Annotated in this window: 14 protein-coding genes and 1 pseudogene; 14 read left to right on the top strand and 1 reads right to left on the bottom strand. The window is 46.4% G+C overall.

The genetic code is table 11. The annotated features are described in order from the left end of the window. Positions 1-8 precede the first annotated feature (8 nt). The 14 genes from AC6R1A_RS00490 to AC6R1A_RS00425 all read left to right on the top strand — a co-directional run bounded on the left by AC6R1A_RS00490 (position 9) and on the right by AC6R1A_RS00425 (position 10,989). Complete coding sequence (locus AC6R1A_RS00490) at positions 9-782, top strand: ParA family protein (protein WP_334555535.1); 774 nt, start codon at positions 9-11, stop codon at positions 780-782. 21 nt (positions 783-803) lie between these two features. Beyond that, entirely contained in the window at positions 804-1,706 is a 903-nt protein-coding gene (locus tag AC6R1A_RS00485; protein ID WP_500626268.1) for a ParB/RepB/Spo0J family partition protein, read from the top strand. A gap of 142 nt (positions 1,707-1,848) precedes the next feature. Beyond that, positions 1,849-2,253 (top strand): ATP synthase subunit I, encoded by a 405-nt coding sequence (locus AC6R1A_RS00480; RefSeq protein ID WP_334555537.1) that lies wholly within the window; start codon positions 1,849-1,851, stop codon positions 2,251-2,253. Beyond that, a complete protein-coding gene (gene atpB / locus AC6R1A_RS00475) occupies positions 2,246-3,070 on the top strand; it encodes a F0F1 ATP synthase subunit A (protein WP_334555538.1) in 825 nt (274 codons plus the stop codon). The genes AC6R1A_RS00480 and atpB overlap by 8 nt, the downstream gene beginning before the upstream one ends. 42 nt (positions 3,071-3,112) lie before the next feature. Next, positions 3,113-3,331, top strand: a complete 219-nt coding sequence (gene atpE, locus AC6R1A_RS00470) for a F0F1 ATP synthase subunit C (protein ID WP_334555539.1) — start codon at positions 3,113-3,115, stop codon at positions 3,329-3,331. A 73-nt stretch (positions 3,332-3,404) separates the two neighbouring features. Beyond that, positions 3,405-3,875 carry a F0F1 ATP synthase subunit B gene (gene atpF, locus AC6R1A_RS00465; RefSeq protein ID WP_487902952.1) on the top strand — a complete coding sequence of 157 codons (471 nt, stop codon included), beginning with the start codon at positions 3,405-3,407 and terminating at the stop codon, positions 3,873-3,875. A 15-nt stretch (positions 3,876-3,890) separates the two neighbouring features. Further along, positions 3,891-4,421, top strand: a complete 531-nt coding sequence (locus tag AC6R1A_RS00460) for a F0F1 ATP synthase subunit delta (protein WP_487902951.1) — start codon at positions 3,891-3,893, stop codon at positions 4,419-4,421. Between the two features lie 18 nt (positions 4,422-4,439). Next, positions 4,440-5,981, top strand: coding sequence for a F0F1 ATP synthase subunit alpha (gene atpA, locus AC6R1A_RS00455; protein ID WP_500633423.1), 1,542 nt, complete (start codon positions 4,440-4,442; stop codon positions 5,979-5,981). 35 nt (positions 5,982-6,016) lie between these two features. Further along, a complete protein-coding gene (atpG, locus tag AC6R1A_RS00450; RefSeq protein ID WP_334555543.1) occupies positions 6,017-6,883 on the top strand; it encodes a F0F1 ATP synthase subunit gamma in 867 nt (288 codons plus the stop codon). A 30-nt stretch (positions 6,884-6,913) separates the two neighbouring features. Further along, the gene (gene atpD / locus AC6R1A_RS00445; protein ID WP_334555544.1) at positions 6,914-8,317 is read left to right on the top strand and encodes a F0F1 ATP synthase subunit beta; all 1,404 of its coding nucleotides are present in this window, start codon (positions 6,914-6,916) and stop codon (positions 8,315-8,317) included. Positions 8,318-8,339: 22 nt separating this feature from the next. Further along, positions 8,340-8,771, top strand: coding sequence for a F0F1 ATP synthase subunit epsilon (locus AC6R1A_RS00440; RefSeq protein WP_487902950.1), 432 nt, complete (start codon positions 8,340-8,342; stop codon positions 8,769-8,771). 225 nt (positions 8,772-8,996) lie between these two features. Further along, a protein-coding gene (locus AC6R1A_RS00435) for an IS3 family transposase (RefSeq protein WP_500633422.1) occupies positions 8,997-10,072 on the top strand; the annotation gives its coding sequence in 2 pieces (ribosomal slippage) (positions 8,997-9,246 and positions 9,246-10,072; 1,077 coding nt in all). A 371-nt stretch (positions 10,073-10,443) separates the two neighbouring features. Beyond that, the gene (locus AC6R1A_RS00430) at positions 10,444-10,686 is read left to right on the top strand and encodes a type II toxin-antitoxin system Phd/YefM family antitoxin (RefSeq protein WP_000557295.1); all 243 of its coding nucleotides are present in this window, start codon (positions 10,444-10,446) and stop codon (positions 10,684-10,686) included. Positions 10,687-10,692: 6 nt separating this feature from the next. Next, complete coding sequence (locus AC6R1A_RS00425) at positions 10,693-10,989, top strand: type II toxin-antitoxin system RelE/ParE family toxin (protein WP_500633626.1); 297 nt, start codon at positions 10,693-10,695, stop codon at positions 10,987-10,989. A gap of 294 nt (positions 10,990-11,283) precedes the next feature. Here AC6R1A_RS00425 and AC6R1A_RS00420 read toward each other — a convergent pair. After that, positions 11,284-12,306 (bottom strand): annotated as a pseudogene (locus AC6R1A_RS00420) (IS3 family transposase); the annotation flags it as partial.

Here is a 12,306-nt window from a genome sequence, read left to right as displayed (position 1 = left end):
GGTTCACTGTGGGAAAAATCGTAGCAATTGCTAACCAAAAAGGTGGCGTGGGTAAAACAACGACCTGTGTCAACTTAGCCGCATCTATGGCTGCGACTAAGCGCAAAGTGTTGGTCATTGACCTCGACCCGCAAGGAAACGCAACCATGGCAAGCGGTGTTGATAAGTACCAAGTCGACGCCACTGCCTACGAACTGCTGGTTGAAGACGTACCGTTCGAAGAGGTGGTCTGTCGTAAGACGTCTGGCAATTACGATTTGATCGCGGCTAACGGTGATGTCACCGCCGCAGAAATCAAATTAATGGAAGTGTTTGCCCGCGAAGTGCGTCTCAAGCACGCCTTATCCTCCGTTCGTGATAACTATGATTTCATCTTTATCGATTGTCCTCCGTCGCTAAACCTTCTTACAATCAATGCTATGGCTGCAGCTGATTCCGTCTTGGTTCCGATGCAGTGCGAGTATTTCGCGTTAGAAGGGTTAACGGCATTGATGGATACAATCAGCAAGCTCGCTGCTGTCGTCAACGAAAATCTAAGAATCGAGGGCTTGTTACGCACCATGTATGACCCGCGTAATCGCCTCTCGAATGAAGTGTCCGATCAACTCAAAAAGCACTTTGGCAACAAAGTGTACCGCACTGTTATTCCCCGAAATGTTCGCTTGGCCGAAGCGCCGAGTCATGGCAAACCTGCCATGTATTACGACAAGTATTCAGCGGGCGCAAAAGCGTACCTTGCCCTTGCTGGAGAAATGCTTCGCCGCGAAGAAGTACCCGCATAATCAACCGAAGGATTCCGTCTTATGTCTAAACGTGGTTTAGGTAAAGGGCTTGACGCTCTGCTATCGACCAGCTCACTGGCGCGTGAGAAACAGCAAAGTGCGCTCAATAGCCAAGCGTTGTCGTCCGATGGGCATTTGACTGAACTGAGTATCAATGCGTTACAACCGGGCGTGTATCAGCCCCGCAAAGAGATGGAGCCTGAAGCGCTCGAAGAGTTGGCCTCATCGATAGAGTCGCAAGGGATTATCCAGCCGATTGTTGTGCGTCAGGTTGAGGCGGACAAATACGAAATCATCGCTGGCGAACGTCGCTGGCGTGCGGCGCGTAAAGCCGGTCTCAAGCAAGTGCCTTGCGTGGTCAAAAATGTCGAAGACCGTGCGGCGGTTGCGATGGCATTGATTGAAAACATTCAGCGCGAAGACCTCAATGCAATTGAAGAAGCCCAAGCATTGGAGCGTCTTCAAGACGAATTTGAATTGACTCATCAGCAAGTGGCGGATGCGATTGGCAAGTCACGCACCACTGTGAGTAACTTGTTAAGACTCAACCAGTTAGACAATGAAGTGAAAGCCTTGATGTCGGCCAAATTGATTGAGATGGGCCATGCTCGCGCGTTACTGGCGTTAGAAGCCACGCAGCAAGTGGCTCTCGCCAATCACGTTGCCAAGAAAAAACTGACGGTGCGTCAAACAGAAAACTTAGTAAAAAAGACGCTCCAGGGCGAAGTTGAATCAACCACGCCAAAACCAGAAATTGATAACACGACGGAGTTGTCGTTAAAGCATTTGTCTGAACAATTAAACACAAAAGTTGCCCTACAAATGTCAACAAAAGGCGATGGTAAAATTGTCATCAACTTTGCAGACAATGAGCAACTTCAATCGATGTTAAAACAACTACAAAACATCGATTCCGCTTCCTAGCTCACACTTCCTAGTAGGAATAAAGCTTATCACCGAAGCAATTATTGTGTTTTTGGGTAAGAACTATATAATTTTCGTGCTTTTTTTCACCATGCATTGACTGTGATCAATGCGGTGTTAGATACAGAAACAGGTGCTTTTGATGTTTAGTGCAAATCGAAGCAAGCAAGGAAGAGCTGCTTTTAGACTCGTCCACCTCCAGCTGATATTTGTGCTCCTCATCGGGAGCTTGGCTTATGTGATGATCAGCCCTGAAACGGCTCGCTTTGTTTTAAAAGGCGGCTTTATCGCGGTGATGGGTAATTACATTTATGCCCTGTTTACGTTTTTCCCTAAACCAGGGTCCGATGGGAAAGTTCTTCTTGGCTTCCTGATGGTGGGATGGGCGTTAAAGCTGGTGTTTACCATAGTGATGTTTGTGTTGGTGTTTTCTGTCAACGAGTTCCTCAAACCAGGGGCGTTCTTTACAGGTTACAAGCTCACACTGCTGATCTTCTGGTTATCACCAATTTTATTTTTTCATAAAAATGGGATTAACCATGGCTGATACTCCGCAGGAATATATTCAGCACCACCTAACCAACGCGAAGATTTGTGTGGTTGATGGTGGCGTAGCAACCAACTATGGTTGTGCCGACGCTGGGTTCTGGACCTTACATTGGGATTCATTGTTGTTCTCTGTTGGTCTAGGTGCACTATTTTTGTGGTTGTTTTATCGTGTCGGAAAAAATGCAACCACAGGCACGCCTGGTAAGCTGCAATGTTTTATCGAAATGGTCGTAGAGCAAGTCGATGCCATTGTAAAAGATGCTTTCCATGGTCGTGATAAATTAGTCGCACCACTAGCTCTCACCTTGTTTGTGTGGATTTTCCTCATGAACTTGATGGATCTAGTACCCGTTGACTTTATTCCTCATCTAATGGGGGCGGCTGGCTTTGAGTACTTTAAGATCGTACCAACGGTTGACTTAAACATCACGCTAGCACTTGCATTAGGTGTCCTAGTACTGACGGTGGTTTACTACATCAAGTACAAAGGATTTAAAGGATTTGTGAAAGAATTTACGCTTCACCCAATTAACAATAAAGCGTTAATTCCTTTCAACTTAGTTTTGGAAAGTGTCTCATTGCTGGCTAAGCCGGTGTCTCTTTCTTTACGTCTTTACGGCAACATGTACTCGGGCGAGTTGATCTTTATTCTGATCGCTGTGACCTACGGTGCTGGTGTTGTATTGGGTGGATTAGGTGTCGTCGCGCACGTCATTTGGGCAATCTTCCACATATTAGTAATTGTTTTACAAGCCTTCATTTTTACAATGCTGACTGTTGTTTACCTCAGCATGGCAAGTAACGATTCACATTAATTTTTACCTAACTTTTTTATCAAATCTGATTTGGAGATAATTATGGAAATTTATTTGGTTGTAGGTCTACTACTAGGCATGTGTGCTATCGCAACAGGTTTTGGTTTCGCGATCCTTGGTGGTAAGTTCCTTGAGTCAGTTGCTCGCCAGCCTGAAATGGCGCCTGTTCTACAAACCAACATGTTCATCATCGCGGGTCTATTGGATGCGGTTCCAATGATCGGTGTTGGTATCTCTATGTACATGCTATTCGCACTGTAATAGACCTCTCTTATTCATTCATGATACGTCGTTTCGATGTTTCGAAACTAAGAATAGGTAAAGGAGGGTCATTGTGAATATCAATGCTACTCTGCTGGGACAAGCAATAGCATTTCTAATTTTTGTGTGGTTCTGCATGAAGTTCGTGTGGCCACCATTAATTGCTGCTATTGAAGAACGCCAAAAGAAGATCTCTGAAGGTCTAGAGTCGGCTGCACGTGCGGACAAAGCGTTAGAGCTTGCCAAGCACAATGCGGCAGACCAGCTGAAAGACGCGAAGAAACAAGCATTAGAAATCATCGAGCAAGCGAATAAACGCAAAGCTCAGATTTTGGATGAAGCCCGCAACGAAGCTACTGTCGAGCGAGATCATATTCTTTCTCAAGGTAAAGCTGAGCTGGAAGCAGAAACATTGCGTGCGCGCAATGAGCTGAAGAAAGACGTGGCGAGCTTAGTGATTCTTGGCGCAGAGAAAGTGATCGAGCGTTCTATTGATCCAGCTGCACATCAAGACATCCTTGATAGTATTTCAGCAAAACTATAACAAGAGGGCATCAGTATGTCGGATTTGACAACTATTGCTCGACCATATGCTAAGGCTGCATACGGCTTTGCGAGTGATAATAGTGCCATTGAACAATGGTCACAGATGCTTGCATTTGCCAAAGAGATGTCTTCAGTAAAAGAGCTAAAGACCGCTGCTTTGAGTTTGCAGCCTGAGCAACTAGTGCAATTGTATGTTGATGTTGGCGGGGAATACTTTGATGAACCCTTTCAAAACTTTTTGAAAGTGGTGATCGAGAATCGTCGCACCTCAGCGTTAAGTGATATTTATCAGCAGTACAAGAAACTGGCAGACAAGGCTTCAAACACGAAAGAGGTGACGGTTACGACGTCTACTGAATTGTCTGAAGCGCAAAAGTCGCAGCTTATCGCCAGCCTTGAACAGCGTTTTGGTGGCACAGTGAAATTAAACTGTATCGTTGATGCGCACTTGATCGGCGGCGCGGTTATCCGTGATGGCGATACTGTGTTGGATAACTCACTCGTTAGCCGTTTAACTCGTCTTAAAGACGTTATTAAGTCTTAAATTAGGGGAATTGGAGCAATGCAACTTAATTCCACGGAAATTAGCGAACTGATTAGACAGCGCATTGAAAAATTCAATGTCGTGTCTGAAGTTCGTAATGAGGGTACGATCGTCTCTGTAAGTGACGGTATTCTCCGCATTCACGGTCTTGAAGATGTGATGCAAGGTGAAATGATCGAGCTTCCAGGTGATCGTTTTGCATTGGCATTAAACCTAGAGCGCGACTCTGTTGGTGCTGTAGTGATGGGCCCGTACGCAGACCTTAAAGAAGGGATGAAAGTGACGGGTACTGGACGCATCCTTGAAGTACCTGTAGGCCCTGAGCTGCTTGGCCGTGTGGTTAACACACTGGGTCAACCAATTGATGGCAAAGGTCCTATCGATGCGAAACTGAGCTCACCAGTTGAAGTGATTGCACCAGGTGTTATCGACCGTAAATCGGTTGATCAGCCTGTTCAAACCGGTTACAAGTCTGTTGACTCAATGATCCCAATCGGTCGTGGTCAGCGTGAGCTTATCATCGGTGACCGTCAGACTGGTAAAACGGCGATGGCGATCGATGCCGTCATCAACCAGAAAGACTCGGGTATTTTCTCTATCTACGTAGCGATTGGTCAGAAAGCATCGACCATTGCTAACGTGGTTCGCAAACTAGAAGAGCACGGCGCACTGCAGAACACGATTGTTGTCGTAGCATCGGCTTCTGAATCTGCAGCGCTTCAATACCTAGCGCCATACGCAGGTTGTGCGATGGGTGAGTACTTCCGTGACCGCGGTGAAGATGCACTGATTGTTTACGATGATCTGTCTAAACAAGCGGTTGCTTACCGTCAGATCTCTCTACTCCTAAAACGTCCACCAGGCCGTGAGGCTTTCCCGGGTGACGTATTCTACCTCCACTCACGTCTACTAGAGCGCGCTGCGCGAGTAAACGAAGAGTACGTAGAGCGTTTCACCAACGGTGAAGTGAAAGGTAAGACAGGCTCTTTGACTGCGCTACCTATCATCGAAACTCAAGCGGGTGACGTATCGGCATTCGTACCGACCAACGTAATCTCGATTACCGACGGTCAGATCTTCCTACAAACTGAACTGTTCAACGCGGGTGTACGCCCAGCGGTTGACCCAGGTATCTCAGTATCTCGTGTAGGTGGTTCGGCTCAGACGAAAATCATCAAGAAACTGTCAGGTGGTATCCGTACTGCATTGGCGGCATACCGTGAATTGGCAGCCTTTGCTCAGTTCTCATCGGATCTTGATGCAGCGACCAAACGCCAGCTAAATCACGGTCAGAAAGTGACTGAATTGATGAAGCAGCAGCAGTACGCGCCAATGTCAGTGTTTGACCAAGCATTGTCTATTTTCGCGGCGGAACGTGGCTATCTCGATGATATCGAGCTCAACAAAGTCCTCGACTTTGAAGGTGCTCTACTATCGTATGCTCGTGCTCAGCATGCAGATTTTGCAGCTGAGATCGACAAGTCTGGCGCTTACAACGATGAAATCGAAGCTCAACTGAAAGCCTTGGTTGATGATTTCAAAGCAACCCAAACTTGGTAATTACAAGCAAGTTTTGTAATTAACGGAGAGTAACGATGGCCAATACAAAAGAAATTCGTAGCAAGATTGGTAGTGTCAAAAGCACTCAAAAAATCACGAAAGCGATGGAAATGGTAGCGGCTTCCAAAATGCGTCGTACGCAAGATGCAATGGAAGGCCCTCGTCCTTACGCTGAAATAATACGTAAAGTCATTGGTCATTTAGCGCACGGTACCTTGGAATACAAACATCCATTCCTTGTAGAACGTGGCGCTAAGCGCGTTGGGTATATTGTGGTATCGACCGATCGTGGTCTTTGTGGCGGCTTGAACATTAACTTGTTCAAGCAAGCCGTCAAGGAGATGAACGATTGGTCGAATCAAGGTGTAGAGATTGAGCTGGCAGTGATCGGTTCAAAAGCCACATCTTACTTCAATAGCATAGGTGCGAAGATTGTCGCTCAAACCTCAGGTTTGGGAGACACGCCATCATTAGATGATCTGATCGGTTCTATCAAAGTCATGCTTAAGAAGTATGAAGAGGGTGAAATCGATCGCTTGTACCTAGTGTTCAATGAGTTTGTGAACTCAATGACACAGCAACCCAAAATTGATCAATTAATACCTTTGCCTAAGTCCATGAGTGACGATGAGTCGTTCAAGCATGCGTGGAGCTATATGTTTGAGTCAGACCAAAAGGTTCTGCTCAATACCTTGATGTCTCGTTATATCGAGTCTCAGGTGTACCAGGCTGTGGTTGAAAACTTAGCGTGCGAAATGGCTGCTCGTATGATTGCTATGAAAGCAGCATCTGACAATGCTGGAAACTTGATCGATGAACTAGAGCTTGTGTACAACAAAGCCCGTCAAGCGGCGATTACACAAGAGCTATCCGAGATCGTTTCTGGTGCGGCAGCAGTGTAATTTAGGCAGATTAAATTTAGAGGATTAACGATGGCTACAGGTAAGATCGTACAGATCATCGGTGCGGTAGTCGACGTAGAGTTCCCACAGAGCGATGTACCAAGTGTATATGACGCTCTAAACGTTACGGACTCAAAAGAGCGTCTTGTTCTTGAAGTTCAGCAACAGCTAGGCGGTGGCGTAGTTCGTTGTATCGTAATGGGTAGCTCTGATGGTTTACGTCGCGGAGTGGAAGTGGTTAACACAGGCGCTCCAATTTCAGTACCAGTAGGTACTAAGACCCTAGGTCGTATCATGAACGTTCTAGGTGACGCGATTGACGAGCGTGGCGAAATCGGTGCAGAAGAGGTTTACTCTATCCACCGTCAAGCGCCAAGCTACGAAGAGCAATCAAACGAGACAGCGCTTCTAGAAACCGGCGTAAAAGTAATCGACCTAGTTTGTCCATTCGCTAAGGGTGGTAAAATCGGTCTATTCGGTGGTGCAGGTGTAGGTAAGACCGTTAACATGATGGAACTTATCAACAACATCGCACTACAACACTCTGGTCTTTCTGTATTCGCGGGTGTAGGTGAGCGTACTCGTGAGGGTAACGACTTCTACTACGAAATGCAGGAAGCGGGCGTAGTAAACATCGAAAAACCTGAAGAATCAAAGGTTGCGATGGTTTACGGTCAGATGAACGAGCCACCAGGCAACCGTCTACGTGTTGCACTGACAGGTCTAACGATGGCTGAGCGTTTCCGTGACGAAGGACGTGACGTTCTACTGTTCGTTGATAACATCTACCGTTACACGCTGGCGGGTACGGAAGTATCTGCACTGCTAGGTCGTATGCCTTCTGCAGTAGGTTACCAGCCAACTCTTGCAGAAGAGATGGGTGTACTTCAGGAGCGTATCACGTCAACAAAAGCGGGTTCTATCACGTCTGTACAGGCGGTATACGTACCAGCGGATGACTTGACTGACCCGTCTCCAGCCACCACGTTCGCGCACTTGGATGCAACGGTTGTACTTAACCGTAACATCGCAGCTATGGGTCTATACCCAGCGATCGACCCACTTGACTCAACGTCTCGTCAGCTTGACCCATTGGTCGTTGGTCAAGAGCACTACGACATCGCTCGTGGCGTTCAGCAGACACTTCAGCGCTACAAAGAGCTGAAAGACATCATCGCTATCCTAGGTATGGACGAGCTATCTGAAGAAGATAAGCAAGTCGTATCTCGTGCACGTAAGATTGAGCGTTTCTTGACTCAGCCTTACCACGTAGCGGAAGTCTTTACGGGTGACCCGGGTGTATACGTACCTCTTACAGAGACACTTCGTGGCTTTAAAGGTCTTCTTTCTGGTGAGTATGATGATATTCCTGAGCAGGCATTTATGTACTGCGGAAGCATCGACGACGCTCTAGAAAACGCGAAGAAGATGTAAGCGAAGACTTTAAGGAGGCGTTATGACTGCATCAGTGACCTTTAACCTAGACGTTGTGAGTGCCGAAGAGCGTATTTTCTCTGGCTATGCTCGCAGCATTCAAGTTTCAGGTGAAGAGGGTGATCTCGGTGTTTTAGCGGGTCATACTCCGTTGTTGACGCTGATTCGTCCTGGTATGGTTCGCATCGTAACAAAGAAAGGTGAGGAAGAAATTATTTACCTTTCGGGCGGTATTCTTGAAGTACAGGCTCACGATGTCACCATCTTGGCGGATACCGCTGTTCGAGGTGAAGACCTAGACAAAGCAAAAGCGGAAGAAGCAAAACAGCGTGCAGAAGAGCTGATCAACCTACCTCACGGTGACGTTGATTACGCGAAAGCTGCGGCTGAGCTGGCGAAAGCGGTCGCTCAATTGAAAGTCATTGAGCTCGTGAGACGCAGCAGCCGTCGCTAGTATGATTGTGCGTTGAATCGCTAGATAAAGCCTCGAGTTCGCTCGGGGCTTTTGTTTATTTACCGCAACCTATTTTCTCCGAGTGAAACAGTTTCGCCAACCGAGCAGAGCGCCGTGAGTGAGCCAACTTAGGTGGCGAGAAGGCTGGTGGTGAGCTTTCCCCCTAAATTAACACCATGACTTTGATGAGATTTCTAATACACTAGAACTAATGGAGATCTCAAAATGAAAAAGCGATACACGGAAGAGCAAATCATCAAGGCGATTAAACAGCATGAAGCGGGCGCTAAGGTTGACGACATCTGTCGCGACATGGGGATATCATCGGGCACTTTTTATAACTGGCGCAGCAAGTATGCAGGGCTAGAAGTGAATGAAGCCAAAAGGCTGAGAGAGCTTGAATCTGAGAACAATAAGCTTAAGCGGCTCCTCGCGGAGAAGTTGCTTGAAGTCGAAGCAATGAAGGATGTTGTGTCAAAAAAGTGGTAACGCCATCTTCTCGAAAGCTTATTGCCCGATACCTTATTGACACTCACCGACTGAGTGAAAGAGCGGCCTGTAAGCTTGCCTGTTTGAGTCGAACGGCGTTTCGATACAAAGCTAAAAACCCTGTAGATAGGGCCTTACGAGAACGTTTAAAAGCGTTAGCCGTTCAATATTCCCGTTATGGCTATCTGATGCTGCACAGTTTACTAAAAGCAGAGGGCTTAGTTGTGAATAAGAAGCACACGTATCGTATTTACACTGAGGAAGGACTGCAAGTCAGAACGAAGAAGCGCAAAAAGCTACAGCGCCCGAGACTAGTTATGAATTCACCCACAAGAGCCAATCAACGCTGGTCGATGGACTTTGTCTCTGACCAATTGATCAATGGTAGACGTTTTCGTGTGCTCAATGTCGTTGACGATTTTTCACGAGAACTCATTGGGCAGCTGGTGTCCCTATCAATCAGTGGCCAACAAGTTGCCCGTTTTTTAACTCAACTAACCGAGGTGCGCAGCAAGCCAGATAACATTGTTTGCGACAACGGGACGGAATTTACCAGCAAAGCCATGTTCTTTTGGTCAAAGACAACGTCGGTAACACTCGCCTTTATTCAACCAGGTAAACCGACTCAAAATGCCTTTGTGGAGAGCCTAAATGGCAAGTTCAGAAATGAGTGTCTCAATCAACACTGGTTCCGCACTCTGGATGAAGCACGTTACGAAATAAATCTATGGAGAGAGCACTATAACCATATTCGACCACATAGCTCTCTAAATTATATGTCGCCAATTGATTATGCCAATCAAGTGGCGTAAACATGGGAAACTTCATCGAGGCGGTGGTATTAATCTCGGGGAAAGGTCAGGAATTCAACAATGAATCACCCATGTTGAAAAAATCATCTTTAGATGGAATATCTAGAACCATTTCAACTACCTTTTGATGGATCAATATACTAGTGGGGCTTATAACGCCCAATTAAGGGGTGAACAACGCCTACACCCAAACCTAACGAATTGTGCCATAAACACTAAATTTGAAGTAGAAGCAAAAGTGCCAAGCGTTGAGAATCCCTCTTAAATTGCTTGTTAGTTTACCTTCCGCACAAATCACACGATTTAATCATATTGACCATTTCATGCGAACAACTATAATCTTACTGTGATTCCAGATTTGGAGAGTAACCATGCACACATTAACAGCAAATGATGCCAAACGTAATTTTGGTGAATTACTTCTGAGCGCTCAACGTGAGCCAGTGAAAATTAGCAAAAATAGCAAAGATGCCGTAGTTGTTATGTCGATTAAGGACTATGAAGAGCTGGAGGCAATGAAAACTGATTACCTGAGACATTGTTTCGAGTCAGCTAAGCAAGACTTGGCGCAAGGCAATGTGGTTGATGGCGAAGACTTTTTAAACGCCTTATAACCCATTATGCAAAAGAATAAATATAAGCTAAGTAAATTAGCACAGGCTCATTTACAAAAAATCAAAAACTATACCGTCAACAATTTCTCTGAGATGCAATGGCGAAGCTACAAAGATACCTTACTAACAGGGTTTCAAATGCTTGCTGACAACCCGGCTGTTGGTCGCAGTTGCGATGAGATATACCCAAGTGGTTTTTATTTCCCAGTGGGCAAGCATACCGCTTACTTTACAAAAGAAGATGGCTTCATTTTAGTTGTTGCTGTACTCGGTCAATCACAACTTCCGCAGAACCACCTGTAATTAAGATTTCACCCTAGGATTGGATTTAGGGTGATGATCTTCACTGGTAAACTAACGCCCGCTTAAGTGGTGAGCAACGCTTACACGGCATTTAATTATTGCGCCGTAACCACAAAAGCTAACTCAAACCAAAACCGCCGAGCGTTGCGAATCCGTCTTAAAGCGTTTGTTATGTTTGGAGTGGCAGTTTGAAGATTTATAAAGAGGAGGATTGCAATCCTCCCCTCTAAAGGTTAAATGAACAGCACAATAATCAAAGCTGACGCTCTAATAATTGCCGCTACATTGTAGTGGTCAACTAAATCCGGACACTTTGTTAGGCCGATTCTCGGCTTTAGCGGGCGGCACCCCATCATTGTGCTGATGCGGGCGCTGCCAGTTGTAGTAATCCATCAAAAACAGACCCACGTCTCGTCTCGCTTCTCGAGCAGTCATGTAGCCTGTTGATGGGATCCATTCTGTCTTTAAGCTCCGGAACAAGCGCTCCATTGGCGCATTATCCCAACAGTTGCCACGGCGACTCATACTCTGTGTTATCTGATAACGCCATAGCCGTTGTCTGAACTTCCGGCTCGCATATTGGCTACCTTGGTCTGAGTGAAACATGACTCCACGAGGGCATCCTCGTTGCTGGTAAGCCATATCTAGGGCTTTCACAACCAAGTCTGCATCTGGCTTTTCTGACATCGCCCAACCTATGACTCGCCGGGTATGAAGGTCGATAACAGCAGCCAAGTAGTGCCAACGACTGCCAGCCCAGATATATGTGATATCCCCGCACCAGACTTTATTAGGTTCGACAACGTCGAACTCCCTTTCTAGTCGATTCGGGATATCCGGTCGTTCCATCTGCGCTGATTTATAAGAATGAGAGCCAGGTTGCTTAGACAACAATCCTGCCTCTTTCATCAGGCTACGCACTTTGAAACGACCAACCTGATACCCCAGCTCCTGCATCATTGACTTTAGCGAACGACTCCCTGCAGAACCACGGCTCGCCTTGAATAGGCGACGAAGCTCACTTCGGAGTTTTAGTCGCTCAGGATCGACACTACGTTTTCGGGCCTTGTACTCATAGAAACAGGACGTGGAAATACCAAAAGCGGAGCAGACCAGTTCAGTGGACTCTTGCTCTCTTAACTGGTCTATCAGTGCGTACGTTCGAACTCGTCCGCCATCAAGAGAGCTGTTGCCTTTTTTAGAATCGCTTTTTCTCGTTCTAGCCGGTTGATGCGGGCCTCAAGCTCTTGAATCTTCTGCTGCTCAGGCGTCAAAGCCTTGCTGCTGGGAGTTTTACCATCACGCTCGGCCTGAAGT

It is taken from the genome of Vibrio sp. R10-SG3-ISO3 (assembly GCF_059834225.1).
The sequence above is the reverse complement of the archived record's forward strand: the minus strand, read 5'-3'. Positions and strand labels throughout refer to the sequence as shown.